The organism is Alteromonas sp. ABV2_168 (genome assembly GCF_056161165.1).
The window spans coordinates 151138-176812 of record NZ_JBSWYQ010000002.1; the positions used below are offsets into that span (position 1 = coordinate 151138).

Annotated in this window: 24 protein-coding genes and 1 riboswitch; of the genes, 7 read left to right on the forward strand and 17 right to left on the reverse strand. The window is 48.7% G+C overall.

What is annotated here, in order from left to right; all coding sequences use genetic code 11:
- Positions 1-21 precede the first annotated feature (21 nt).
- The 13 genes from ACXAH4_RS03590 to gmk all read right to left on the reverse strand — a co-directional run bounded on the left by ACXAH4_RS03590 (position 22) and on the right by gmk (position 12287).
- Positions 22-180, reverse strand: coding sequence for a hypothetical protein (locus ACXAH4_RS03590; RefSeq protein WP_349583327.1), 159 nt, complete (start codon positions 178-180; stop codon positions 22-24).
- A 3-nt stretch (positions 181-183) separates the two neighbouring features.
- Complete coding sequence (locus ACXAH4_RS03595) at positions 184-342, reverse strand: hypothetical protein (RefSeq protein WP_349583324.1); 159 nt, start codon at positions 340-342, stop codon at positions 184-186.
- Between the two features lie 346 nt (positions 343-688).
- Positions 689-1717 (reverse strand): Abi family protein, encoded by a 1029-nt coding sequence (locus ACXAH4_RS03600; RefSeq protein ID WP_474843680.1) that lies wholly within the window; start codon positions 1715-1717, stop codon positions 689-691.
- Between the two features lie 460 nt (positions 1718-2177).
- Positions 2178-3359, reverse strand: coding sequence for a BaiN/RdsA family NAD(P)/FAD-dependent oxidoreductase (locus ACXAH4_RS03605; protein WP_474880724.1), 1182 nt, complete (start codon positions 3357-3359; stop codon positions 2178-2180).
- Positions 3360-3420: 61 nt separating this feature from the next.
- Positions 3421-4110 carry a helix-turn-helix transcriptional regulator gene (locus ACXAH4_RS03610; protein WP_474843684.1) on the reverse strand — a complete coding sequence of 230 codons (690 nt, stop codon included), beginning with the start codon at positions 4108-4110 and terminating at the stop codon, positions 3421-3423.
- Positions 4111-4426: 316 nt separating this feature from the next.
- Entirely contained in the window at positions 4427-4900 is a 474-nt protein-coding gene (locus tag ACXAH4_RS03615) for a peroxiredoxin (RefSeq protein WP_119499769.1), read from the reverse strand.
- Positions 4901-4909: 9 nt separating this feature from the next.
- Positions 4910-5668, reverse strand: coding sequence for a class I SAM-dependent methyltransferase (locus ACXAH4_RS03620; protein WP_474880726.1), 759 nt, complete (start codon positions 5666-5668; stop codon positions 4910-4912).
- A complete protein-coding gene (gene recG / locus ACXAH4_RS03625; RefSeq protein WP_474880728.1) occupies positions 5661-7733 on the reverse strand; it encodes an ATP-dependent DNA helicase RecG in 2073 nt (690 codons plus the stop codon). Before recG ends, ACXAH4_RS03620 begins: the two co-directional genes overlap by 8 nt.
- Before the next feature lie 109 nt (positions 7734-7842).
- Positions 7843-8457 (reverse strand): peroxiredoxin-like family protein, encoded by a 615-nt coding sequence (locus ACXAH4_RS03630; RefSeq protein ID WP_303573533.1) that lies wholly within the window; start codon positions 8455-8457, stop codon positions 7843-7845.
- Positions 8458-8612: 155 nt separating this feature from the next.
- On the reverse strand, positions 8613-8999 hold the full coding sequence (locus tag ACXAH4_RS03635; protein ID WP_119499765.1) for a RidA family protein: 387 nt from the start codon (positions 8997-8999) through the stop codon (positions 8613-8615).
- Positions 9000-9016: 17 nt separating this feature from the next.
- Positions 9017-11125: a bifunctional GTP diphosphokinase/guanosine-3',5'-bis pyrophosphate 3'-pyrophosphohydrolase gene (spoT, locus tag ACXAH4_RS03640; RefSeq protein WP_474849004.1), complete on the reverse strand. Its 2109-nt coding sequence runs from the start codon at positions 11123-11125 to the stop codon at positions 9017-9019.
- A 143-nt stretch (positions 11126-11268) separates the two neighbouring features.
- Positions 11269-11541, reverse strand: a complete 273-nt coding sequence (gene rpoZ, locus ACXAH4_RS03645) for a DNA-directed RNA polymerase subunit omega (protein WP_119499763.1) — start codon at positions 11539-11541, stop codon at positions 11269-11271.
- A gap of 107 nt (positions 11542-11648) precedes the next feature.
- Entirely contained in the window at positions 11649-12287 is a 639-nt protein-coding gene (gene gmk, locus ACXAH4_RS03650) for a guanylate kinase (protein WP_474843695.1), read from the reverse strand.
- Between the two features lie 85 nt (positions 12288-12372).
- Here gmk and ACXAH4_RS03655 point away from each other — a divergent pair, with 85 nt between their 5' ends.
- Genes ACXAH4_RS03655 through ACXAH4_RS03675 form a run of 5 tightly spaced genes read left to right on the forward strand, consistent with a single transcriptional unit; the run spans position 12373 to position 17075 of the window.
- Positions 12373-13044: an alpha/beta hydrolase gene (locus ACXAH4_RS03655; RefSeq protein WP_474880729.1), complete on the forward strand. Its 672-nt coding sequence runs from the start codon at positions 12373-12375 to the stop codon at positions 13042-13044.
- An 18-nt stretch (positions 13045-13062) separates the two neighbouring features.
- Positions 13063-14004, forward strand: coding sequence for a hydroxymethylbilane synthase (gene hemC / locus ACXAH4_RS03660; protein ID WP_474843699.1), 942 nt, complete (start codon positions 13063-13065; stop codon positions 14002-14004).
- Between the two features lie 12 nt (positions 14005-14016).
- On the forward strand, positions 14017-14727 hold the full coding sequence (locus ACXAH4_RS03665) for a uroporphyrinogen-III synthase (protein WP_474843701.1): 711 nt from the start codon (positions 14017-14019) through the stop codon (positions 14725-14727).
- Positions 14728-14730: 3 nt separating this feature from the next.
- Entirely contained in the window at positions 14731-15894 is a 1164-nt protein-coding gene (locus tag ACXAH4_RS03670) for a uroporphyrinogen-III C-methyltransferase (protein ID WP_474843703.1), read from the forward strand.
- The gene (locus tag ACXAH4_RS03675) at positions 15891-17075 is read left to right on the forward strand and encodes a heme biosynthesis HemY N-terminal domain-containing protein (protein WP_474843705.1); all 1185 of its coding nucleotides are present in this window, start codon (positions 15891-15893) and stop codon (positions 17073-17075) included. The genes ACXAH4_RS03670 and ACXAH4_RS03675 overlap by 4 nt, the downstream gene beginning before the upstream one ends.
- A gap of 85 nt (positions 17076-17160) precedes the next feature.
- On the opposite strand, the gene ACXAH4_RS03680 is transcribed toward ACXAH4_RS03675, so the two are convergent.
- Both ACXAH4_RS03680 and ACXAH4_RS03685 read right to left on the reverse strand, forming a co-directional pair.
- Positions 17161-18561 (reverse strand): amidohydrolase, encoded by a 1401-nt coding sequence (locus tag ACXAH4_RS03680; RefSeq protein ID WP_474843707.1) that lies wholly within the window; start codon positions 18559-18561, stop codon positions 17161-17163.
- Between the two features lie 87 nt (positions 18562-18648).
- On the reverse strand, positions 18649-21252 hold the full coding sequence (locus tag ACXAH4_RS03685) for a TonB-dependent receptor (RefSeq protein WP_474880731.1): 2604 nt from the start codon (positions 21250-21252) through the stop codon (positions 18649-18651).
- A 220-nt stretch (positions 21253-21472) separates the two neighbouring features.
- On the opposite strand from ACXAH4_RS03685, the gene ACXAH4_RS03690 reads away from it, so the two are divergent.
- Both ACXAH4_RS03690 and ACXAH4_RS03695 read left to right on the forward strand, forming a co-directional pair.
- Positions 21473-22015, forward strand: coding sequence for an RNA polymerase sigma factor (locus tag ACXAH4_RS03690; protein ID WP_119499754.1), 543 nt, complete (start codon positions 21473-21475; stop codon positions 22013-22015).
- Positions 22012-23151 carry a FecR family protein gene (locus ACXAH4_RS03695; RefSeq protein WP_474880733.1) on the forward strand — a complete coding sequence of 380 codons (1140 nt, stop codon included), beginning with the start codon at positions 22012-22014 and terminating at the stop codon, positions 23149-23151. The genes ACXAH4_RS03690 and ACXAH4_RS03695 overlap by 4 nt, the downstream gene beginning before the upstream one ends.
- A gap of 77 nt (positions 23152-23228) precedes the next feature.
- Here ACXAH4_RS03695 and feoB read toward each other — a convergent pair whose 3' ends face one another.
- Together feoB and ACXAH4_RS03705 are read right to left on the reverse strand one after the other, a co-directional pair.
- Entirely contained in the window at positions 23229-25043 is a 1815-nt protein-coding gene (gene feoB / locus ACXAH4_RS03700; protein ID WP_474880735.1) for a ferrous iron transporter B, read from the reverse strand.
- Positions 25044-25087: 44 nt separating this feature from the next.
- Positions 25088-25321, reverse strand: coding sequence for a FeoA family protein (locus ACXAH4_RS03705; RefSeq protein ID WP_474843716.1), 234 nt, complete (start codon positions 25319-25321; stop codon positions 25088-25090).
- Between the two features lie 200 nt (positions 25322-25521).
- Positions 25522-25635, forward strand: a riboswitch (TPP riboswitch).
- Positions 25636-25675: the final 40 nt, after the last annotated feature.

Consider the following 25675-nt stretch of genomic DNA (forward strand, 5'->3'; position numbering starts at 1 on the left):
TTTTTATTAGAGTTAAGTAACTCATGGAATGTTATGAGTTAAGTCGTAGACTTCTGAACCAAGCCAGCTTCCAAATTGGTTCAAACCTCTTATTCCACTTCCTATACCATAACCTACATAGTAGAAAAGACCTTCGCCACCGGATACGACCAGAATTTCTTCGTTAGTTAAATCTTTCATATTTTAAGGCACCTTATGTAAGCCATCATAAAGTCCTGCGCCAATTTCACTACCGATTCGATCAAAGGCTCCAGATCCATAACCTGTAATTAATAATGCCCACAGAGCTACGACAATACCTCCGGACACTTCTTCAATTTCAACTTGATTCAATTCAATCATAATAAATTTCCCTATAGTTATCTAACTGAGTATCACTTTGGCATATTCCGAAAGTTGCCCGGATACGTGATTAACATACCGCAGCAACTTATTATGTGTAAGCTGTACCAAAGCCTATATTTTTACTCCCAATATAAAAAGTTAGAACATGCTAAAAAAGAATCATGAACTTTTTTAACTGTAACGAAGACAAAGTTGTCTTATATACCTTTCAATAAACCCCATTCGATTTCTATAAATATCAAATTAAAACGAAGACATTCTAGTATGAATTAATTTTACTGAATCTCACATGGACTTTGCAAAACCCGTATTTCATCGAGATGTTTTTGATGTCTCGCGATACTTAACTACTGAAAAATTCGTGGTTGAGCCAATCATCTGGAAAGCCCATAGGAAATTTTGGCACTTCGGGATGAAGTGTAACTAGCGCTTTTACTTTATTATGCCATTGACTATCTGGACTAACCTGCCTCATTAGGTGACCTAACATAAGTAACACCATATAAATACGACGCTTAGGCTGAACTTGGCTGGGCTCAAGTCTGTCTGGCAACTGCCAATTATCACCATTTGGAATCTTAGGCTGAACAGACAATTCTCGATTCCAAAGTCGACTATGATGTGCGCAACAATTCCTCACAAAGTTTAGCGTATGTAACCAACTTTCAAGAACCTCTTGAGGTAAGTCAAATCTTCTAGCGATGTCTTTACGGTCATTATCTTTTGCTAGCCCTCGATATAGGTGAGATATACTCCCAAGTGTTAATTCTTCCACCATCGCCCAACCTGGCATTAACTTTGGAGAATCATATGTATGTTGGTAGAAGCGGGCATAATTCTCTCGGGCTCTTCTTTCAATCCGCTGATCTTTAACTTCGGCAGAAACGGAAGTTCGTTCAATCTTTTTTACATCTCTCTGAAGATCGTTGGATTCTTTTGATTGCTTGTCTTCGATTTCTTTCAACAGTCGTTTGTGCTGGTATGAGGATTTAAATAATGATTCATTCAAGTACCAGTGGGAGCCACTACATATATAATCAGTTTGATGCTTGTTAGCCATAACGTTATTCAAGGTAGCTCGGGTTGCAACTTCTACTCTCTCAATAGCGTCCATAATGAGCAGCCGCAATTCTCTATCAAAAGCGTACAAGTCCACTATTTGTTTAAATTCAGTTCCATCTTTGAATTGATGATCTACAACTTGTTCGTTTATATTCTTTTGGAATGGGCGCATATATGCGCTAAGGCGAAAATAGCTTATTACTTCTAAATATCTTTCCGCACGCTCTGGATTTTGGATGGCTAGACCGCGTTGCTGAAGAATGCCGATTTGTTCTGTAATACTAACCGCGGGTTTGTTGAATTGATTCATTATGCCTTATCTTCCATGACGTAAAATTCAGGCATAAAAAAGCCCGCACAATTTGAGCATTGTTAAGAGGCTTGGCGGGCGTGTTGCTTATAATAGTAGTGATATGCATGCCGCCCGTCAACCACATTCATCTATTATCTTCAAAGTATTAACTCACAACACAACGAAAATTTCAAACATAACCTCATGTATATTAAAGCAAAATAGTAATCCCTATTCAGCAAAAAATTCATCCTGATACAACGGTCACACCTGCAAACACAACACCGTCCCGATCACACCATGTTCTTGTAGCTCCACCTTCTCTCCTCTGATAACTCGTCAGTCGATCAACATCAAAAGCGAAGACAAAGTCAAATTTAAAATGAAATTCAAAAACCTAGTTAATAACTCTTGCTAAAAAGCCCTGCTTCGTCTTCGCTCTAATTTCATCTGTCTTCGTTTTAATTACTTCAGATCATCAAACATACTGCCCGGCGGCCCAGGCGCTGCTCCAGGCCCACTGGAAGTTGTAGCCGCCGAGCCAGCCAGTGACGTCTACCACTTCGCCAATGAAGAATAAGCCTTCGGCTTTCTTACTCATCATGGTTTTCGACGACAGTTCGTCTGTATCTACGCCGCCCAGCGTCACCTCTGCGGTGCGGTAGCCTTCTGTGCCATTGGGCGTGACTTGCCAGTCAGATAAGGTGTTATCGATTTCCGCTATCTGGCTGTGGGTCAGGCGTTTCACCGGTTCATTAGGCCACTGCCGGATGTCGATAAAGGTTTGTGCCAGCCGTTTGGGATAGAACTTACTGAGTACCGTGGAAAGCTGCGCGTCGGGCGTATCCTGTTGAGCGGCTGTCAGATATTCAGCGGCGCTCATGGCAGGTTGTAAGTCGATTTGCAGGGTGTCCCCCGGATGCCAGTAAGACGATATCTGTAGCATAGACGGGCCGCTTAACCCCCGGTGAGTAAACAGCATCGCTTCGCGGAAGGATGTGTCGTTACAACTAGCTGACGTATCGACAGCGATGCCACTTAATGCTTCCAGCGCCTGCTTGTCTTTGTCGTGCAATGTAAAGGGCACCAGGCCGGCTCGTGTTGGCAGGACCTTCAGGCCGAACTGTTCTGCAATTTTGTAGCCGAATGGCGTAGCGCCAATTTTCGGCATACTCAGACCGCCGGTAGCGATAACCAGGGATTCGCAAACATAATCGCCCAGTGAAGTGCTCAGCGCATAGCCGGTCTCTGTTTTCTCCACACTCAGAATCTCACAGCGGGTAACGATTTCAGCACCGGCTTTATCACATTCTTTTACCAGCATATCTACGATGTCTGATGCGCTGTTATCACAGAACAACTGGCCCAGGGTCTTCTCATGATAGGGAATGCCGTATTCGCTCACCAGTGAAATGAAGTCCCACTGGGTATAGCGGCTCAGAGCAGATTTACAGAAATGAGGATTCGCAGACAGAAAATTGGCCGGTTCAGCGTACATGTTGGTGAAATTACACCGTCCGCCGCCGGACATGAGTATTTTACGCCCGACTTTCTTTCCGTGATCCAGTACAGCGACAGCGCGGCCGCGCTTACCCGCCTGCGCTGCGCAGAACAATCCGGCAGCGCCCGCACCGATTACAATGACATCTTTCTGGATCACAAACGGACTCCGGCAAATTCAAAAGCCGGATTATAGTGTGCCCGGTAAGATTCTTGAAGCGTCAGGAGTACTCGCTGACGAATTGCTGTGACCAGGAGAGCAACTCAATCCGGTTTCTCGAATGGGTTTTACGGAAAATACTATATATATGCGTTTTTACCGTATTCACACTGATATGCAGCTGATCAGCGATTTCCTGATTCTGCGAACCCTGTGCCACCAGCTCGATAATGGTCACTTCCCGCTTGGTAAGCTTGGGATGCAGTGCCATTTTATTTAACTCTTTGGGACGGGCAATAGCCGCATTGGCTTTACGGGTTTGTTGCCGTAACCGGCGTAATGCCTCGTTAATAGAGTTGCGTTTAAACCATACATCCATTTTGGCCAGCCGGCGCACACCTTTCAGTAATAATTCAGGTGAGTCAGAGGTATAGAAGGTTCCCTCCACACCTGCAATGATAGCCTCACATTCATCAATATCGCCATGTTCCAGATTAAACAGAATCCAGCGGGCAAAGCCCTGATAACGGTAAAACGCTTCCATTTTTTCTTCAGCCTTAGCGGCATCGTAAAAAATGAGGTCCTGGTTGGAGGTGGTTTCTAGCTGTTCTATAGATGTGAGTTCTGTGATTTCATAACCACAGGTTTGCAAAAGATGCTTGAACAGGATGACCTGTTCGTCGCTAGCTTCATCTGAAGATAAGGATTTGGATATCAGATAGACACCAAACTTCTGGTTTTTGCTCAACATACTTTCCCTCCATGGTTCCGTTTGAGCTGCTCAACTTACCCTGTGAGCATGAGCGCACGGATGATTAATGGTTTTCTTCGTGAAGTACCAAATAATCTCCACCTGCATAGGTATACCGCTCTATTCTTTAAGAATAGCAGAATGGCGCATACTGTACATTAAATGTTGTAAAAAACGCATAAATAGATAGCGCTTACTAAACATTTATAAAAATCAATGAATTTCTGGTAGTTACAGAACAATAAAGGGAGGGAGATAAGTCATGGAATCGACTAAAGTATTAGTCAATTCCATCATTTGAATGCATTAAGACTATTTACAGGCTGTTAAGCATTGTTTCTGCGTCAGACACCTCAAAACGACCCGGATCTTCAACATTCAGTTTTACTACTTCACCATCTTCAACCAGCATGGAATAACGCATACTGCGCACACCACCAAAGTCACTGGTATTCATATCAAGACCAATTGTACGGGTGAAAAACGCATTGCCATCAGCCAGCATGGTGATTTCTTCTGCGTTCGCTGATTTTCCCCACGCATCCATTACAAAAGCATCGTTTACTGAGATGCAGACAATATCATCGACCCCTTTGGCTTTAATCTTGTCAGCAAGGGCGACATAGCCGGGCAGGTGCGCCGCAGAACAGGTCGGGGTGAAAGCGCCGGGTACGGCGAATACTACAACGCGTTTGCCGCCAAATATATCATTGGTGTGCGGGTTGGTTGTCTTGCCATCCTTTAACAAACCAAAGGTTACTTCAGGCAATGTACTGCCAACGTTAATCATACTTCTCTCCTAGTGAGTGGAAATGTACACGTCAAAACGGTGCTTTTTACTGGTGATGGCCATAGCAGGCGGCACATCAGCCAGCGGTTCTGCATACGCGGGACGTTTTACAACAACACGTTTTCCGGCGAGTTCCCTTGCCGGCGCTAACAAACTGTCAGCATCGTCGTCACTGCCCAGTAACTGTTGAAAGACCCGCATCTCTTTCTTTACTAAAGCAGATTTTTTGCGATGTGGAAACATTGGATCCAGATAAACTACATCTATTTGCTCATCCAATGTATTCATACCTTCAATACTGTTGCCATGAATCAGCCTGAATTTTTCTTCCATTTCAGGTGCTTGCATAGCAAGACGGTGTAAGCCGTCGGCCAGTAATGCCGCGACTACAGGAGAGCGTTCCATCATCACTACACGACAGCCCAGCGACGCCAGCACGAAGGCATCCCTCCCGAGTCCCGGCGTTGCATCCAGAACAACAGGCACTTCCTGACCTTTCACGCCCACCGCTTTGGCAATGGGTTCCTTTTTACCGCCGCCATGTTGCTGGCGATACACGCTGCTGCCAGACAGGAAATCCACAAATACGCCCTGCTGTTTTGCTTCGGAAAAATCTTTCACTGCCAGCTTGCCGTCTTCGAGGGTGAGTGCCAGCCCGGCTGGCAGCGTACTCTGCACACTGAACTGCCAGTGCTCTGCCACCCTTTTTAACTGTTTCTGTTGTTCTTCGCTTTGCGTTTCGTCAATAAACACCGGAATGTTATGCATTACCGTATTGTTCCTTAAAACCAATCCACCGGTTAATTATCGCCTGAGCATGACTTGGGTAGTCCTGCCACAACTCTTCAGCGATAGATTGCACCTGAGGCACTAACTGCGCGTCGCGGACGAGATCGGCAATACGCATTTCTGCGATACCGGTTTGCTTTGTCCCCATTAATTCTCCAGGGCCCCGGATTTCTAAATCTTTCTGGGCAATGTAAAAGCCGTCGTTTGATTCACGGAGCACGCCCAGACGCTGCGTCGCTGTTTTGGATAACGGGCCTGAGTACATCAGCACACACTGACTCTCTACCGCGCCGCGCCCCACCCTGCCGCGAAGCTGGTGCAATTGTGCCAGACCAAGGCGCTCAGGGTTCTCGATAATCATAATACTGGCATTGGGCACATCCACGCCCACTTCAATAACCGTGGTTGCCACCAGCAAATCCAGCTCACCGCGTTTGAATTCATCCATGACCGCCTGTTTTTCTGCCGGCTTGAGGCGACCGTGTACCAGTCCGACCCGTAAATCCGGCAAAGCGGTTCTCAGGGTAATGGCAGCGTCCTCAGCCGCCTGACACTGCAACACTTCAGACTCGTCAATGAGTGTACACACCCAGTAAGCCTGACGCCCCTGGTTGTGGCACGCTTCATAAACTCTGGCGATCACGTCCCCTCTTCGGGTATCAGGAAGCACAACCGTGGTTACCGGTGAACGGCCGGGGGGCAGCTCATCAATCACGGAGGTATCAAGATCTGCATAGGCTGTCATCGCCAGCGTTCTGGGAATAGGCGTAGCCGTCATAATCAACTGATGGGGGAAGCGCCCCTGCTTTTCACCTTTCTCCCTTAACGCCAGACGCTGATGCACACCAAAGCGGTGTTGTTCATCCACGATGACCAGTGCCAGTTGCTGATATTCCACCTGCTCCTGGAATATGGCATGGGTGCCCACCAGCATTTGTATTTCTCCGGACGCCAGCCGTGTCAGTACTTCCTGCCGTGCCTTACCTTTCAATTTACCGGCCAGCCAGCCCACTTCAATGCCCAGTGGTGACAGCCAGTCACGGAAATTGCTGGCATGCTGCTCAGCCAGCAGTTCTGTAGGTGCCATCAGGGCAACCTGATAACCGGCACCGATAGCGGATAATGCAGCAAGTGCTGCCACCAGGGTTTTCCCTGAGCCCACATCTCCCTGAACCAGCCGCATCATCGGGCAATTCATGGCCATGTCTTTCTGAATGTCGCTGACTACCCGCTGCTGTGCGCCTGTGGGCGAAAACGGCAAGTTACCCAGTAACTGGTCAATCAAAGACTGATTAATCTGAATGGCAATACCCGGCTGGGCTTGGGCCTGCTGACGCACCTTCAGTACGCTCAGGTGATGTGCCAGTAATTCCTCGAGAATAAGACGCTTCTGCGCGGGGTGCCGGCCTTCTTCCATCATTTCCAGCGGAACATCCGGTGGCGGGCGGTGAACGAGCTTCAGAGCATCTGCCAGCAACACCTGTCCTTCATACATGCCTTGCGGGAGCAGATCGCTTAATGCGCCTTTCTCCAGCAGTTTAAGTGCCTGATCGGTGAGGCTGCGCAGCGTGAGCTGCTTAACACCTTCTGTGGTGGGATAAACCGGGGTCAGAGTATCTTCTGTTTCGCCGTCGTCTTCGCCGATGAGAGCAAATTCAGGGTGCATCATCTCCAGCCCCCATTTACCCGTTCGGATTTCGCCAAAACAACGCACTTCGTTGCCAGGCGTCATCATGGTGCGCTGAACCGCGCCGAAATGGAAAAAACGCAGCGTGATGGTGCCGGTACCGTCAGACACCTTCACCACAAACATACGTTTTTTGCCGTACTGAATGTCGGCGGTTTTTACCTCACCCTGAATACTCACGTGAGTAAACGGCTTACAATCTTCAATCTCGTAAACCCGGGTGCGGTCTTCATAACGGGATGGCAGATGGAAAAGGACATCCTGTACGGTGTGCAGACCTATTTTTGTTAACTTCTCAGCCACCTTTGCGCCGACGCCTTTCAACGTGGTAATGGGTGTTTGAGCGAGTGACTGCATGATAATTAAGGCATATTTATTTGCGGATAGGCGCAGTGTAAGCCATTCATAGCAGGTTTGCGAGGGGCTGCCGGTTCAGGTTTGGCAGCCCTTGTCAGAAAAGACAGGTTTATTTGGCAATTGCCTCTGCTGCAGCGAGGATCAATGCCGGAGATGGCCGTACTTTATAATCAGGGTTAACGTAGCTGAACTGAATTTTACCTTCAGTATCGACAATGAACACAGCCGGTGCCGGCAGGACGGGCTTTCCTGTCTCATCGGTTGTCAGGGCGATGCCATGGCCTTTGTAACGCTTTGCTGTTTCATCATCCACATAGTAGCTGATCCCGAACGCATTCAGGGCATTGAGCTTTGCATCAGACAACAGCCTTGCAGCAAATTCGCTCTCCAGCTTTTGTGACGTTAACTGCTCTAATGACTGGGGTGAAATTGCCAGGATCTGATAGCCAAGATCTGACAATGGCTTTTCGATATCCTTCAGACCAGCCAGTTGACGGTTACAATACGGGCACCAGCCGCCGCGATAGAACAACACCACTGATGGCTTTTGCATCAACAGCGCTTTTAAACTGAACGGCGCACCATCTGTATCAGATACCACGACATCGGGCACTGTCATGCCTTCCAGTAAAGGACGAACTTCATCGGGGGCCTTTGACGGCATTGCTGCCGCGAACACCTGCCCGCCGGCAACGATAAGTAACAACATAAAAATTAAGCGCATAACACTCTCCTCAGGATTTGAATTTAAAGAGACCTGCGCCTGTACCGTTATCTTTCATACTATTTTCATTTCCGGAGATAAACAGTGAAATCGTCCGTCCTTCAGGCATAAAAAAACCGCAACTACGTGCGGTTTTCATATTTATACCTGTGAAATCACTCAGGCAATTCCATGATGCCGTCGATTTCAATTTGCGATGCTTTTGGCAGTTCTTTCACGCCAATGGCGGCACGGGCCGGATAAGGCTTAGTGAAATATTGCGCCATGATTTCGTTTACCGTGGCGAAATGAGACAGATCCGGCAGGAAGATATTTACCTTAACCAAATCGTTGATAGTACCGCCAGCAGCTTCACAAACCGCTTTTACGTTTTCGAAAACCTGTTTAGCCTGTTCGGAAAAATCGTCAGATACGATTTCCATGGTTTCCGGGTTCAGCGGGATCTGGCCAGACAAATAAACGGTGGTGCCTGCTTTAACTGCCTGACTGTATGTGCCGATCGCCTGTGGCGCTTTATCGGTCTGAATAATTGCTTTAGCCATGTTGAATCCTGTGTAAATTAGTGTCGGGATTGACTGTGACGCGAGACCTTCTGCACTTCTGACATGGTTCTGATCTTCTTCATAATTCGCGCCAGATGCACGCGGTTATGTGTCGTTAATTCAATATCGATGAAATAAATATTACTTTCTTTTTCTTCTGTCTGGAGCCCAATAATGTTGGAATCGCAGCTGGAAATCATATTGGTCAGATTCGCCAGTGTACCCTGGTGATTGTACAGTTCAATACGCAGCGAAGCCTTAAATTCGCCCTGTGGCGTATCGTCCCACTGCATGGGAAGCACACGCTGAGGCTCTTCTTTAGCCAGTTTACGGATATTTTTACAACCTGTCTGGTGAATCGTCATGCCACGGCCCGGGCTGAGTACCGCCACAATTTCATCATCAGGAATAGGATGGCAGCAGCGGGCATAGTGCACCAGCAGGCCTTCTGTACCGCGGATAGCCACATTGCCTTTCTTATCAGGGATCTCTGCCGATTCACCCAGCAGGCGCCGGGCAACAATGGCGCTCAGTTCATTACCCAGACCAATATCTGTCAGCAAATCTTCGAAGGTTTGATGTTTGGTTTCCGCAACCACACGGTCGATATCTTCCTGACTGATATCATCCAGTTTCACTGTACCGAGCGCATGACGAAGCAGACGGTTACCCATATTCACCGCTTCCTGCGAATGCTGTCTGCGCAGATACTGGCGGATGCGGGTACGGGCTCGGGCGCTGACCACAAAGTTCAGCCAGTTAGCATTCGGCTTGGCTTTCGGCGAGGTAATAATTTCTACCGTCTGGCCGTTTTCCAGCGGCTTACTCAGGCTGTAGTTACGACGCTCTACCCGCACACCCACGCAAGTGTTACCAATGTCCGAGTGAACAGCATAGGCAAAATCTACGGCAGTGGCGCCCATGGGCAGCTCGATAATACGGCCGTCCGGCGTGAATACGTAAATCTCTTCAGGGAACAAGTCTGTTTTCACCGACTCGATAAATTCAAAACTGGAACTGGCGCTCTGCTGCAGTTCAAGTAGTGACTGCATCCATTTACGGGCACGAAGCTGGGCAGTTGTGTCACTGTCACCCGGTTCTTTGTACAGCCAGTGGGCTGCGACCCCTTTATCTGCCATCTGATCCATGGCCAGCGTGCGTATCTGTACTTCCACCGGAATACCGTGAGGACCAATTAACGACGTGTGCAGCGACTGATAACCGTTGGTGCGCGGAATCGCGATGTAATCTTTGAAGCGTGTTTCGATGGGCTTGTACAGGCTGTGCATGGCACCCAGCGAGCGATAACAGTTGTCCACACTTTCAACCACAATACGGAAGGCATAGATGTCCATTACTTCGTTGAACATCAGCTCCTTGTTCTTCATTTTGCGGTAAATTGAATACAGATGCTTTTCGCGGCCGATGACATCGCCTTCAATTTTGTGCTCGCCGAGACGGGTAGCCAGTTCCTGACGGATGTTATCGATAATTTCTTTGCGGTTACCGCGGGCTTGTTTCACCGCAGACTTCAGGGCACGGTGACGCATGGGATACATGGCCTGAAAACCAAGATCTTCCAGCTCGTTCTTAATATCGTGGATACCCAGACGATGGGCAATCGGCGCATAGATTTCCAGCGTCTCACGGGCAATACGGCGTCGCTTATCGGGACGCAGCGCCCCTAACGTACGCATATTGTGAGTGCGATCGGCCAGCTTGATGAGGATCACGCGGATGTCCTGCACCATCGCCATCATCATCTTACGGAAGTTCTCTGCCTGTGCTTCCTGCTTGCTGCTGAACGCAATTTTGTCCAGCTTACTTACCCCTTCCACCAGCTCGGCAACAGTATCGCCAAAGGCTTCAGCCAGATCTTCCTGGTTGTAGTGGGTGTCCTCAATCACGTCGTGCAGCAGCGCAGCCATCAGCGTTTCGTGATCAAGATGCATATCAGCCAGAATACCGGCCACAGCAACAGGGTGAGTAATGTAGGGATCGCCACTGGATCGCATCTGTCCGTCATGGGCTTCATGAGCTAAAACAAAGCTGTCCTGTACCAGCTGAACCCGTTCTGCTGACAGATACTCAGAGATTTTTTGTTTTAAACCCTCGAATAAATACACGTGTAGACAACTTTCCTGCGAATAAAGCCAATAGAAACAGAATAATGAAGTATTGTAGGGAATGCCAATAGCAAAACGCCAGTGAACCCGATTAAAAGCTCACTGGCGTTTGTATAGTCTGAATGACAGCAGCGATCCGCTGATTATTGCTCAGACAGGATGTTCGCTACAGAAGCGAAATCCGCGCTTTCTTGTCTTTCCTGATCACGCAGATCATCTTGATCCAGCGTATCGGCAGTAACCAGGCCTTCTTCGATTTCGCGTAAAGCGGTAACCGTCGGCTTATCGTTTTGCACATCAACCTGTGCTTCTTTACCTTCGGTTGCCAGCTGGCGAGCACGTCGTGCTGCAACCAGTACGAGGTCAAAGCGGTTACCAACTTTATCAACGGCGTCTTCTACGGTTACGCGTGCCATGTATCTCTCCGAAAATGAATAAAAGCGTAAAACTCAAAATGGCCGCGCAGTATACAACACATGCCTTTCAAGTCCTAGTATTTTGTAGGTTTAATCAGCAAGATCTTTTACGATCCCACCAGATCTGCAATCAGTGCTTTGTGACGTAGTTGCTGCTTAACAGTACGCTGGCGCCTGGAACACACAATGGCTTCTAATTCTGCCAGCGCCACAGAGAAATCATCATTCACCAGTACGTAGTCAAATTCAGCATAATGAGACATCTCAGATACCGCTTCCTGCATGCGTCCTTCAATAACGCTGTCTGAGTCCTGCCCGCGGTTTGTCAGCCGTTGGCGCAGCACTTCTGTAGAAGGCGGCAGGATGAAAATGCCACAGGTATCCGGCATGATTTTTTTCACCTGACGGGCACCCTGCCAGTCGATATCTAAGAACACATCAATACCGCGGTGCAAAGTTTGCTCAATGGTCACACGGGACGTGCCGTAGTAGTTACCGAACACCTCAGCATATTCGAAGAACACGCCCTGCTCGATGAGTGCTTCAAACTGCTCATGACTGACAAAATGATAATGTACGCCGTCGACTTCTCCGGGCCGTGGCTTACGGGTGGTGTGAGAAACTGACACCTGCATGGGATATTGTTGATTTCCGTCATGCTTTTCCAGCAATGCTTTAATTAAACTGGACTTTCCCGCACCAGAAGGGGCTGCGAGAATAAACAAATTACCAAGTAGAGAAGCCATAATCTTGCTTTTTGTCATCATGTTGTGGTGATTTCAGACGGCAATGGTAGCATAGCGCTAAGAATTGAGTAACAGAAGCGACATTATGAAAGAAGCCTTATTACCCTACGTAGAAGCAAATACGGGTGACAACCCGCAGGCTTGTGTTATCTGGCTGCACGGTTTAGGTGACTCCGGACACGGCTTTGCCCCTATTGTCCCCGAACTGCAGATACCGGCGGCTTTACCAGTACGTTTTCTGTTTCCTCATGCGCCGGAGCGTCCGGTAACCATCAACGGCGGTATGCGTATGCGTGCCTGGTACGACATTAAAACCATGGATCTCGATAACCGCGCTGATGAAGCCGGCGTCATCGAATCTGCAGAGAGGGTAAATGCACTACTTGAAGCCCAGCATGCAGCCGGCTTCCCGTATGAAAAAATGGTGCTGGCCGGCTTTTCTCAGGGCGGTGTGATTGCGCTGCATCTGGGCACCCGTCTTCGGCATAAAATAGCAGGCATCATGGCGCTGTCTACCTACATGTGCAAACCGGGCAAGCTTGCAGAAGAAGCCAGTGACGTCAACAAGTCTACGCCGGTGATGATGGCCCATGGCACCCATGACGAAGTGGTACCGGCAGCGCTGGGCAAAATGGCCCATACCGCACTTGAAGACAATGGTTTTTCAGCGACTTGGCAAACCTATCCTATGCAACATAATGTATGTGTACAGGAAATTCAGGATATCAGCCGCTGGCTGCAAACTGTGCTCGACTAAGCTTTTCAGGATTTACCCATGAGTGAACAACCCGTTTCCCGAACTACCGTCCGTATTGCCACCCGCAAAAGTGCGCTGGCCTTATGGCAGGCAGATTATGTCAAAGAACAACTGCTGATGGCCCACCCCGGCCTGCACGTAGAACTGGTGCCCATGAGCACCCAGGGCGATAAAATTCTCGATACGCCGCTGGCCAAAATTGGCGGTAAAGGCCTGTTTATCAAAGAGCTGGAAGTGGCCATGCTGGAAGGCCGTGCAGATATTGCGGTACACAGCATGAAAGATGTGCCGGTGGAATTTCCCGAAGGCTTTGGTTTACACGCTATTTGTCCCAGGGAGAATCCCTTCGATGCTTTTGTGTCGAATACCGCTACCAGCATTGATGATTTGCCTCAGGGTGCGGTCGTGGGCACGTCCAGCCTGCGCCGTCAGTGCCAGTTACGTAAATATCGTCCTGACATAAAGATTAAAGACTTACGGGGCAACGTGAATACCCGCCTCGCGAAGCTGGATAACGGCGAATACGATGCCATCATTCTCGCCGCCGCCGGACTTATCCGCCTGGGGATGCAGGACCGCATCAACCATGAATTGTCTCCCGAGCTATCTTTACCGGCGGTAGGCCAGGGCGCTGTCGGCATAGAATGCCGCAACGACGACATCGAACTGATTGCCCTGCTCGGTGCGCTCAACCACGCAGATACCGCAGACCGGGTTTTCGCCGAGCGTGCCATGAATACCCGTCTGGAAGGCGGCTGTCAGGTACCCATCGGCAGTTATGCCACGCTGGCCAACGACACCATCACACTGACCGGTATGGTCGGCAGCGTCGACGGCGCAACCTTACTGTATGCATCTGCAACCGGACATCGCGAACGGGCAGAAGCGCTGGGTGTGGAAGTGGCAGAATCGTTACTGTCACAGGGTGCCGGCGAGATCTTAAGCGCCCTGCACGACTAATCATTTAAACCTATGATATTGATTACCCGCCCTGAGCAGAAGCTGGCGAAAAGTGTCGCAGCCTTTCGCCTGGCGGGTATTTCATGTTCTGGTGTCGCCCCGCTGACCATCACTTCATGCGAAGAAGAACTTAGCCGTCTTGCACATCATCTTGCAACGCAGCCTGCAGATTACATCATCGTTACCAGTGCCTTTGCCGCGCAATTGTTATCTGCGTTGCCACTGTCAGCATTGCCCTCCCGCTGGTTTGCGGTAGGCACATCAACCGCCAGGATGATTGAGGAATATGGCCTGTCTGTAGCAGTGCCGGAGCAGCAAAATTCAGAAGGTTTATTGGCGTTATCACAACTCAATAGTGCAAACCGGCGACAAATCGTTATTATTAAAGGGCAAGGTGGTCGAACCACTTTACGGGACACGCTCTTATTGCAGCAAAACCACGTAGAAGAATTTGCGGTCTACCAGCGCCTGTTGCTGGAAAAACCTATACAAACAGATAATTGGCAGTGGCCACAGATTACAGGCATAGTGGCAACCAGCGGCGAAATGGCAGAGCAGCTGTTTCGCGTTTATGATACTAACATGTTGCGAAAGCAACGCTGGCTGACCGTCAGCGACAGAGTAGCAGCACAAATCAGCGCCTCAGGTGCAACGCAGGTTGCCGTTTGCAGTGACGCCAGTGACAACACGCTATGTGCGTGGATAAAGGAAAATTGGGAGTAAACCATGGCTGACAACGATAAACACAATACGGATTCCACACTGGTGTTGCCTGAAGAAAAAGACATCACGCCGTCGTCAACGGCATCCGGCAAAGACAAGGCCTGCGATGAAACTACTTCCAAACATCCGTCCCACGCCGGCTTATGGATTGTCATTATCCTCACCTTGTTGATTGCAGCCGGTACAGCAGCGGCGGGCTACTGGTTTTTGTGGCAAAAAGACAGTGGTCAGAGCGCACTGGCAGACGAGCAGTCGGCGCAAAAGGCAATACTGGGCAACCTGAACGATGAGAACGCACAACTCCAGCGTCAGCTCATCGAACTGGAAAAAAGTAAGCAAGCACTTGCCGGCACGGTGAACAGCCTGACGGAAAAAACAGAGTCCCTGCAACTGCAAACCGAACAACTGTTATCACAGTTAGGTGAAATGGAAGGCCGCCGCCCGTCAGACTGGTTGCTGGCTGAAGCGGATTATCTGGTACGCATGGCCGGCCGTAAAGTGTGGCTTGAACATGATACAGATACCGCAGTACTGCTGCTTGAAAATGCCGACCAGCGTTTAAAAGAGCTTTCCGATCCGTCAGTGATCCCGGTGCGCGGGCTGATTGCACAGGACATTCAGACACTGCGTCAGGTTAACCGCACGGACACCGTTAAACTTGCATTAACCCTGTCAGGTTTCCTGTCTCAGGTAGACGCGCTGCCGTTAAAAACCTTCACCCGTCCGGATGAAAATACAGGCAAGGAAGCGCTGTCTGAATCGGTAGACGACTGGAAAAGTAATCTGGCGAAAGTCTGGCATTCTATTGTTGACGATTTTATTTCAGTACGACGCACTGATGCGCCTGTTGCACCTATGATGACTGCTGAAGAAATGTGGCTGTACAAAGAGCAGCTTAAACTGCAAATCATGCAGGCACAGTCTGCTGCTATGAGCGGTGAAGACAATCTGTATCAACAGTCGGTTGCAAACGCTAAAGCCCTGCTGAATGATAAATTTGATACTGATGCACCGGAAATTAATGGCGCACTGTCTACCCTGGATGCCCTTGGTGAAGCCAACGTTCAGGAAAACCTGCCGGAAGAACTCAGTGCTATGGCACCGCTTCAACGCTTGCTGGAATCCCGCGTTAAAGCCGCTTACGGCAAAGGAGAGGCAGCACAATGAAACGGTTAGTTTATGCAATTCTGCTGGTTATAGCGGTACTTGCCGCAATGTTAATTGCGCCGCAGGTTATTGGCGACAAAGGCTATGTGCTGATTTCCATGGGTCAGTTACACATTGAAATGTCAGTTGTCAGCCTGTGTATTACCGTTTTTTTCAGTCTGCTGGCTTTGTGGATCATCTGGCGGTTACTTTCCCGCACTCTCGGGTTATTTAAAGGCTCAAGACAATGGTTTGGCGGACTTTCCCGCCGTAAGCGCCAGCGACGCTTTTACAATGGTCTTCAGTTAATGGTTGAAGGCGATTTCATCGCGGCGAAAAAAGCACTGCAGGATACCACTGACGGCGATTTCGACGGCGTGAATTTTCTGGCTGCTGCACAGGTGGCCAAGGCGCTGAACGAACCGGAACGGGTACGATATTTACTGGACCGCGCTGCAGAGTTTAACAACGCTAAAGTAGCCGCCCATGTTGCGCTGGCAAGACTCGACCTCGAACAGGGACACCAGCAGGATGCACTGGACAAGCTGAACGGACTGGATGAAAAAGCGCAGAAGAATCCGCAGGTTATCCGGCTTAAGGCCCGTGCTATGGGCGAACTGGGTCAGTGGCAGTCACTGGAAGAAGTTTTGCCCCAATGGCGCAAACCATTAAAAGACGATTACGTACTGTGGGCGCAGAAAATAGCGAAAGGAAAGTTTGCTGAAATTGCCAGTAAGCAAGGTGCCAATGCACTGAAGCAACACTGGGAAAACATGCCCCGCAAAGCCCGTGCAGACAACGCGTACCGTGCTGCTTACGCACAGCAATTGCTGGAACAGGGCATGCACAAAGAAGCAGAAACCTGCCTGGTTGAGTGGCAGAAGAAGGGCCCTGATCCGATCTTGCTTCCCTACATGGCACAAATCAGTATTCCTAATCCGGCAAATGCAATCCGCGCACTGGAACAGTGGATAAAACACGACGACACCAACCCTGTTCTGTTTTCCTGCCTGGGTCAGTTAGCACTGAACGCCGGCGACGACATACTTGCAGAGAAAGTGCTGCTAAAAGCCATCAAACTACATGAAAACCAGCAGGATCTTATCGCACTGGCAGAAATCCGTGAGCGCAAGCAGGATGCCACCGGCGCCCTTGCCATGTACAAACGTAGTATGGAAGTCAGTCAGAACGCGCTGGTGTAAATAATTCGTAGCGGAAAATAAAAGCCCCGCGCAGTCTTGCGATTCCGGCGGGGCAACATAAGAGAAGTAAACAGAAGCCTGCAATCTATAAAACAGGCTTATTCTGTGCCTTTAAAGCCTGCTTTATTTTGTTGCTAAATTCAGTTGCTCTTTTAACGATATCGCGCTCGTCTACAGTGAGAACATTCCTGTCTTTCATCAGCAGTTTGCCTTCCACAATGCTGTGCCTTACATTTGTCGCGTAAGCTGAATACACAAGCACAGAGTAAGGATTATAAACAGGCGTCATATTAGGCGATTTGGTATCAATCACGATGATATCTGCCCGTTTGCTTTTCTCCAGAGAGCCAATCTCATTTTCCATATTCAGCACTTTCGCACTGCCTGAGGTTGCCATTTTTATCACTTCGACGGCTGGCATATTAGTCCGGTCATTCGTCCACAACTTGTGAAGTTTAGCTACCTGATTAAACTCATCAATTAAGCTCAGTGTGTTGCCTGACATCGGGCCGTCAGTGCCCAGACCAACATCAACGCCCTGTTTCAGCATTTCTGTCACCGGCGCCACGCCTTTTGCTGATTTGATGTTTGCACTCATATTATGCGCTACACCAACATGATGCTTTTTAAGAAGGGCAATATCCTGATTGCTCACTCTGATGACGTGGGCCCCTATCAGATTATTGTTAAGCACACCGATACTTTCTAAATAGGCCACCGGAGATAATCCGCCACTGCGCTCAGCAATCACCTCCTCCTCCCTTTCAGACTCAGCAAGATGCGTCAGTACAGGCACACCGAACTCTTCAGAAAGTGCTGAAATTTTCTGCAAAGTGCCGGTGGTATTCGTGTATGGAGCGTGAGGCGCAAAAGCGGGAGTAATTCGCGGATGATCCGCATAGCTTTTAATGAATTTAACCGCATAATCAATCCCTTCTTCTGCGGTTTTAGCATCGGCCTGAGGGTATTGAATCACGGTTTGTCCTAAAACAGCGCGCAAACCAATTTCGTCCACAGCCTTTGCGACTTCATCTTCAAAATAGTACATATCCGCATAAGTGGTCACGCCACCTTTAAGCATTTCAACATTACCGAGCTCAGCACCTAACCTTACCATTTCACGGGAAACGAATTGCTTCTCAAGAGGAAACATATACTTATGCAGCCGGTCAGGCACATCATCACCCAGTGAACGCAATAAGGACATCGAGGCATGAGTATGTGTGTTGATAAACCCTGGCAAAACCAGATCACCGTCCACATCCAGGACAGTGCCGGCACGGTAATCTGATGCTTTTTCTTGTGGACCGACCGCCACGATACGCCCGTCTTTAACAGCCACAAAACCGGATTCATACTCTGTCAAAGCACTGTCCATAGAGAGGATATGCCCACGGGTAATAAGAATATCGACTGATTGCGCCGCTGATGCAGACAATGAAGCGCCGATAAGTGAGACAAGTGTAATAACGCGGGTAAATTTCATAAGAAAACACCTTACGGGGAGATGAAAAAGGTTGTACTGCTACGGGGGCTGACCCGGCAGTACAACCATCAGAGAGTGATCAACAGATTAGAATTTCACCTTAACGTCGGCTCCCCAGGTTCTGCCCTGATTCACCACACCGGCAAGGTTATTTATCGTCACGCCACCAATTAACGCTGTTTCATCTGTGATGTTACGGCCGTAACCTGCAACTTCCACATCATAATTGTCGACCATGAACAGGTAGCCAACCCGCACGCCGCCTTCAAGGTAAGGGTCCTGTCTCATTTCCAGTGCATCAATAAGTGAGAACCGCACTTCACTGGCATAGGACCAGTCGGTGTAGAGGTATAACTCACCATCGCCAAGTTCGGTGCTGTAGCGCATAGTGAAATTACCAATCCACTCAGGTGCCCGCGGAAGAGAAAGACCGTCAACGCTAATCAGCCCATTTTCATCCACCGGGTTCAACACTGTACAGAAACTACAGGTTGAGATAGCTACGTTCTCATCCTTAATTTCAGTGTTGTTGTAGCTGACCCCTAACGTTGTAAGCAGGTCAGAAGTGATAGCGTATTCGCCCTCAAATTCAAACCCGTAGCCTACTGTCTTATCAACATTAACTAACTCTTTGGCAGCCCCTTCATCAAAAGATGATTGAGCCGTTAACTGTTGATCGTTCATCTGGAAGTAAAACAGATTGAAGTTTACCCGTGCTGCATTGTCCAGCAGGTCTGATTTAGCACCCACTTCTACCGAGTGAATAACTTCTGAGTCTGCAACACTGAGTTTAGGGTCGCTGCCACTGACAACACGGCCCTGAATACTTGGTGCTCTGAACCCCTTTGCCAGCCTGGTATACAGATTAGTGTCATCCGAATACTGATACATTGCGCTCAAGTCCCAGCTGATAGCAGAATCTTTCGTGTCAGCATACATAGGGTCGAAAAACTCACCGTCGCTGGCGGTAGAAATGATTCGCTGAGAGAAATAGTCTTTTTTATCTTTAGAGTACCGGATACCCGCAGTCACACTGGTTCTGTCATTGACTTCGTAATCACCGGAGGCGAACACAGCCCATGCATCAGTTTTCTGGTTCTGGGTCAGATACCGCTTTAAGCTGCCGTCTTCGTTGTAGTGGAAGGTGTCGATATCCAGATCTTCTGTGAAGAAAAACACGCCAGCCTGATAATCAAACGCACCCAACTCGTTTGAAGCCATTCTCAACTCCTGAGTGAACTGGCTGTGGTCAGGAATACCGTCGGCACTTTCAACTGAGAAAGAAGGAACAGTGCCCAATTCGCCGGTGTAACCGGAAGGATCAGCAAAACTACTGACCCGGTAACCACCATCGACATCGGCCTGTGAGTACATTTCCACAGTTTCATAGCCCGTTACAGAGGTAAACGTGTAATCAGTCGTGAAATATTCCAATTTCATACTTCCGCCCTCGGTTTTCACCGTTTGCGTAGCACGTTGCGCGGCATCGTGATAAACCACATTGCGGTCGAAACCATCAACGAAGTCGTTGGTTCCGGGCTTTATTGCACTGGCTCTGAACACCGTGGGCGTACCATCCAAATCACGGGTGTGGTAGTTAAATAACGCCGAGAACTGACTGTTTGGCTCGTAGAGCACCTGCACTTTGGCAGCTCGATCGTCATAACCGCCCAGAATATCGTTTTGTTCAAAACCCGGCGCACGGGTATCAATATAGTCTGAACGCGTCTGGTTAAGTAAAGACACACGCACAGACACAGTGTCTGTCAGGCCACCGCTAATAGCACCATGGGTAGACAATGTGTCCAGAGACGAATAGGACGCGCTGATATAACCTTCGAAATCCTGCGTAGGACGGTTCGAAGTGAACTTTACCAATCCTGCAGGTGTGTTACGGCCAAACAACGTTCCCTGAGGGCCCCGTAACACTTCAACACTCTCCACATCAAAGACGGGGAAACCTTTTAAAAGCGGGTTCTCCTGAACCACATCATCAGTGATCAATGATACCGGCTGAGAGGCATTTACATCATAATCCTGATTGCCCAGACCGCGAATATAAAAGCGGGGGAAAGAACGGCCAAACGAAGATTCAATTTTCAGACTTGGAATGCGGGCTGACATAAAACGGATATCGTCACCGGCGGTCGACGCACTTTCAAGCAGGTCACGCTTCATGACAGAAACGGAAACCGGTACTTCCTGTAAATTTTGAGTACGGCGTTGTGCGGTAACGGTAATGTTCTCAACCTTTCCCTTACTTGTTTTGCTAACGGCCCCGCTATTCGCTTCGGCTGACTGCGCAGAGGCGTCAGTAGACGCTGCGGGCTTTTTTCCCTCAACGGTTTCATCCACATTTTTCTTTTCAATAGCGATGGTTTTCTTATTGATATAGCGATAACTAAGCGCAGTCCCTTCCAGGAGCTTATTAAAAGCAGCTTCTTCGCTATACGTTCCGGAAAACGCTTCAGTTGTCAGGCCGTCTGCAACATTGGAGAAGAAAACAATCTGCTTTCCATATTGTTTTGCGATGCTCTGCAAAGCCCGGTCCAGCGGAACCTGCCCCACCGTAACCTGCAACTGCTCCTGATTTTCAATATTCTCTGCAGCAACGCCAAAGCTGCCGGCCAGTGACAGCATCACTGACAAGACGACTGGCTTCTTCTTAAATTTGGGGACACGAGTTCTCATGCTTGTATTTCCTATATCCGTACTACATATAATTATCATTGGCTTCGTTGCGAGCCTTTATTTATGCGGGCAGAAAACCCACTAATAAATAAAGAGTGTGAAAGTGCTGGATTTAGGTACTTATTTTTTTTATCTTGAAACTTCCGCGAAGTTTTAATCTGATTTTGATAAGTATTAATTCATCTTCCCCTCTTAATTCCGGCACAAGACATCTCTCTCTATGGGCAACCACACTGCGACGAATAAAAAGAGTAAATGCAGCAGCTTTGTAAAAGGGCTCTACGACAGTTCTTATAAGGAACTGTTTGCCTTCTTCATGCGTCGTTCGAATAACAATCAGCAGGCTCAGGATTTTTCGCAAGAGACTTACCTGCGGCTGATGAATGTAGAAAGAAAAGATCTCATAGAACAACCCAAAGCCTACTTGTTTCGTATTGCCGCAAATCTTGTGCATGAAATGCGTTCAAAGAATGAGCGGATTGCTCAAAATGAAACACCTCTTACTGATGGTCTGGAAAATTTTCCCGGCAATGAAGACCCTCACCTGCAACTTGAGCGGCAGAAAGCTATACAAGAACTGGAGAAAATACTAGTTACACTTCCACCTGTTTATCAGTCAGTATTACTGCTGAGGAAGCGCGATGGCCTTAATCATGCGGAAATTGCAGAAAAACTGGGAATTTCTATTCACACCGTCAGAAAATACTTAACCCGTGCTATGACAGAATGTCGCAAAGCGCAAATTGCGAGTGATGCATCATGAATATGGTTAAACAATCTAATTCTCTGATCATTGAACAAGCTAGCTACTGGGCGGTATTGCTGGACGATGGAGAACTGAGCGAAAAAGATCGCCGTGAACTGACGCACTGGTTGCTGATGGGACCTGCTCATGTGGAGGAATTTATTCACGCATGCGTGTTGCTGGATCTGATGTCAGATGTTGATCAGAGTAAAAAGTTATCCGTCGACAAATTACTCGCCCAGGTAGAATCAGCAGCGGGCAGTAAGGTGACTCCTATCTCTCAACACCAGAACCTGACCGGTAATAATTCAGAACACGAAAGCTCCGGGCGTCCCCGGAAAACCCGCTGGCTTCCGGTTGCTGCCTGTTTGCTGGCTGGCGCTATTTTCGCTTATCAGATGCTGCCGGTTGAAAGCGCCGGCGAAACGCCTGTAGCGCAAAATCAGCCTGTACAATACAAAACATCACTGGGCGAGCAAAGAAGCATCACGCTGGAAGATGGCTCGATTATCTACCTGAACACGCTGACTGCTGTAGATATTAACTATACGCAGAAATACAGAAACATCGTCCTGCATCAGGGAGAAGCAATTTTCAAAGTTGCACATAATCCTCAAAAGCCCTTCAGGGTCTGGGTTAACGACACAATGTTTCAGGCGCTGGGAACCGAATTTAACGTCCGCAGTGAGCCCGGAAGTGTTGCATTGACGGTGCTTACCGGAGAAGTCGCACTGGCAAGAGAAGCGAAAAAAGAACAGCTGATTCCGTTTCGCTCCACCGGTATAAAACTGACTGACTTTACTGCACCGGACTTAACGAAAGACAGGCCTCTGCTGGTGACTGTGGGACAAAAAGCTGTGCTTCAGGACAATGGTAATATTCATACAGAAGCATCGGTAGATGTAGCCAGAGAGACGTCGTGGAAATCCAGAGAAATGATTTTCCGGAACGACCGTTTAGATAACGTAGTTCGCGAATTTAATCGCTATAATGCTTTGCAGGTCACCATCGCCTCTGCGGACTTATCAGGTATGTCTGTAACCGGTGTATTTGAAACCAATGACCCGATGTCTCTGCTGAATTTTTTAGAAAGTTCAGGCAAAGCAAGAATCGAAAAAACGGATATAAACAAAGTTACGGTGTATGACCGTTAGCGGTTGCTGTAAACAGCACCTCATCAAGCTCCCGGCTCTTTGGATAGCTTACTCAATGAAGTGCTGTTTAACCGTTATCAAAACACCATATTCACCAGTACGGCGATAACGTAGGCCAGGATACCGTATCCGACGTACAGGCCCCATGCGAGCTTATTACTGCCGGTTTCACCTTTCAGCATGGCAACGGTTGCCACACATTGCAGCGCCACAACGTAGAACAGCACCAGGCCAAGGCCGGCGCCGGTTGTCAGTCCGTCAGCCTGAATACGTCCAGCCAGACCGTTCACATTGTCTTCAGCGTCATCCATACCGAACAGTGTACCGAGCGCACCGACGAATACTTCACGGGCGAGAAACGACATCAGTATTGCCACGCCGTAGCGCCAGTCCAGACCCATCGGCTCGAATACAGGCTGGATAACATGGCCGATTTGCCCGAGCCAGCTGTTTTCAAGAGTAGAACCCATCGGGAAATAACCCAAAATCCAGATCCCCACCGACACCACGAAAATAATCGGTGCTGCACGGCGGATAAACTGCAACCCGCTGTCGATAACGCGGAAAGTCAGCGGCTTCCAGTGTGGCAAGCGGTATGTGGGTAATTCAAGAATGAACGGCATGTCTGACTCTTCCAGATCTCCCGGTAAAAAGCGCGACAGAAACTGGCTGACAATCAGGGCCGTAATAATACCGAAGAAATACAGGCCGAAGAAGGCAGCCCCCTGCAGACCAAAAATGCCCAGGAAAGTACCGTCTTCCGGCACCAGTACCGCAACCAGCAAGGCATAAACCGGCAAACGGGCTGAACAGGACATCAGCGGGATGGTCAGCATGGTGATAAGACGCTTGTGCGGCGACTCGATAGTACGGGCCGCCATGATGGCAGGAATGGCGCAGGCATGACCCGAAAGATAAGGAATAAAACTTCTGCCTGATAAACCCACTGCGCTCAACGGGCGGTGACACATCAGCGCCGCGCGGGCAAGATAACCGCTGTCTTCCAGCAAGCCGATAATGAAGGTCAGTACCATAATTTGCGGTACGAACACCAGGAAAGAGCCTAAGCCGCCGAATATGGCGTCGTTAAAAAAGTCGGTAACAATACCTTCTGGCGTAATGGCACTGACACCTTCAGCAACGCTGCCGATCAGCGTTTCCACGCCGTCCATCAGGGGGGCTGCGAGGGTAAAAATACTCTGGAAAAGTACGAACATGACGCCGAGGAATACCAGAGAGCCGGTCCAGCTGTTTAACAGGAAGCGGTCGAAGCTGTTCTGATTTTTCAGCACAACATCCAGTTGCAGGCCGTACTTTGAAGCCAGTGCCTGACTCTGGTTTACCGCGGACTCCCCTTCTGCCAGGGATGTCGTCGGGACATGACCTGACGGCGCTCTGGCAACAGACAGCATGGTCTGCTTAAATTCGTGTAACCCGTCCAGGGTTCTTGCCGACAGTGCCATTACCGGACTGCCCAAATCTTTACTCAGCGCCTCTGTATCGATATCTTCGCCGATCCTGCTGACTTCGTCGATGAAGTTGAGGGCAAAGAGTACAGCTTTATTGTTGGCCTTTGCCAGTTTCTGCACCTGCAGACCCAGCACTAAACTGCGCTCTAAACGGGTGGCATCAAGTACACAAACCACCAGAGAAGTATCGTCACGTTCTACAGATGTGGTGATTTCTTTAATTGCGATTTCTTCATCACGGCTCAGGCCACGAAGCGTATAAGTGCCGGGCAAGTCCACCACTTCAAAATCCTGACATTGACCCCGTTTAACTTCCACGGTAACACCGGGATAATTAGCGACTTTTTGTCGCAGACCGGTTAATTGATTGAATAAAAGACTCTTACCGGAATTGGGCTTTCCGACCATTAAAATGCGTTGCATGAAAAAGAGGTATCCTGTTACTGGCGACAGCGGAAAAGTGAGCGTTAGTTACGCACTTCAACTTCGATTTGTGCGGCGAGATTTTCTTCGATAGCAAACACACTGCCACCCAGTTGCATCACGATTGGCCCACCCAGCGGGCCTTTTCTGACACACTGAATATCTCTGCCAACTTGAATGCCCATTTCAGAAAGCCGCTCTTTCACATTCTCAGCCAGGTCTGAATTAACCGAGCTGATTAACGCCTGCTGTTTGGTAGTAAGTTCCCACAACGTCATAGGATGTCTCTGTAGTAAGTGCTGTTTGCCTGTTCTTTACCGAACAGCAAAATCCGGTGCTCCGGACCTGAAAATCTGTTGAAGAGTACAAGAAAGTGGAGATATGAACCAGATGCTTTCTGCGTTGCAACGTTGAAAGCCCCAACTCTGTCGTTAAGACAAAGCTTGTTTTCTTTTCTAATCCATGATTATAGTAAAAACAGAACTTGTCGGAGTGCTTCGTCTTTCACATGAAAGCAAGCTGAGACCGCATTGCGGGATCCGTAGAACCTGATCAGGCTAATACCTGCGAAGGGAACAAGCAGCAACACCGTTCCACCATCACAACAGACGACCGTCTGTTTGCCGGTGTTG

Bases quoted from the DNA above. Each gene is read 5' to 3' on its own strand.
- ACXAH4_RS03685 (WP_474880731.1), bottom strand. From the start codon at position 21,252: ATGAGAACTCGTGTCCCCAAATTTAAGAAGAAGCCAGTCGTCTTGTCA.
- ACXAH4_RS03635 (WP_119499765.1), bottom strand. From the start codon at position 8,999: ATGGCTAAAGCAATTATTCAGACCGATAAAGCGCCACAGGCGATCGGC.
- gmk (WP_474843695.1), bottom strand. From the start codon at position 12,287: ATGGCTTCTCTACTTGGTAATTTGTTTATTCTCGCAGCCCCTTCTGGT.
- hemC (WP_474843699.1), top strand. From the start codon at position 13,063: ATGAGTGAACAACCCGTTTCCCGAACTACCGTCCGTATTGCCACCCGC.
- ACXAH4_RS03665 (WP_474843701.1), top strand. From the start codon at position 14,017: ATGATATTGATTACCCGCCCTGAGCAGAAGCTGGCGAAAAGTGTCGCA.
- ACXAH4_RS03705 (WP_474843716.1), bottom strand. From the start codon at position 25,321: ATGACGTTGTGGGAACTTACTACCAAACAGCAGGCGTTAATCAGCTCG.
- ACXAH4_RS03595 (WP_349583324.1), bottom strand. From the start codon at position 342: ATGATTGAATTGAATCAAGTTGAAATTGAAGAAGTGTCCGGAGGTATT.
- feoB (WP_474880735.1), bottom strand. From the start codon at position 25,043: ATGCAACGCATTTTAATGGTCGGAAAGCCCAATTCCGGTAAGAGTCTT.
- ACXAH4_RS03590 (WP_349583327.1), bottom strand. From the start codon at position 180: ATGAAAGATTTAACTAACGAAGAAATTCTGGTCGTATCCGGTGGCGAA.
- recG (WP_474880728.1), bottom strand. From the start codon at position 7,733: ATGCAGTCACTCGCTCAAACACCCATTACCACGTTGAAAGGCGTCGGC.
- ACXAH4_RS03620 (WP_474880726.1), bottom strand. From the start codon at position 5,668: ATGCATAACATTCCGGTGTTTATTGACGAAACGCAAAGCGAAGAACAA.
- ACXAH4_RS03670 (WP_474843703.1), top strand. From the start codon at position 14,731: ATGGCTGACAACGATAAACACAATACGGATTCCACACTGGTGTTGCCT.
- ACXAH4_RS03655 (WP_474880729.1), top strand. From the start codon at position 12,373: ATGAAAGAAGCCTTATTACCCTACGTAGAAGCAAATACGGGTGACAAC.
- ACXAH4_RS03680 (WP_474843707.1), bottom strand. From the start codon at position 18,561: ATGAAATTTACCCGCGTTATTACACTTGTCTCACTTATCGGCGCTTCA.
- ACXAH4_RS03690 (WP_119499754.1), top strand. From the start codon at position 21,473: ATGGGCAACCACACTGCGACGAATAAAAAGAGTAAATGCAGCAGCTTT.
- ACXAH4_RS03675 (WP_474843705.1), top strand. From the start codon at position 15,891: ATGAAACGGTTAGTTTATGCAATTCTGCTGGTTATAGCGGTACTTGCC.
- ACXAH4_RS03630 (WP_303573533.1), bottom strand. From the start codon at position 8,457: ATGCGCTTAATTTTTATGTTGTTACTTATCGTTGCCGGCGGGCAGGTG.
- ACXAH4_RS03610 (WP_474843684.1), bottom strand. From the start codon at position 4,110: ATGTTGAGCAAAAACCAGAAGTTTGGTGTCTATCTGATATCCAAATCC.
- ACXAH4_RS03615 (WP_119499769.1), bottom strand. From the start codon at position 4,900: ATGATTAACGTTGGCAGTACATTGCCTGAAGTAACCTTTGGTTTGTTA.
- ACXAH4_RS03695 (WP_474880733.1), top strand. From the start codon at position 22,012: ATGAATATGGTTAAACAATCTAATTCTCTGATCATTGAACAAGCTAGC.
- ACXAH4_RS03600 (WP_474843680.1), bottom strand. From the start codon at position 1,717: ATGAATCAATTCAACAAACCCGCGGTTAGTATTACAGAACAAATCGGC.
- rpoZ (WP_119499763.1), bottom strand. From the start codon at position 11,541: ATGGCACGCGTAACCGTAGAAGACGCCGTTGATAAAGTTGGTAACCGC.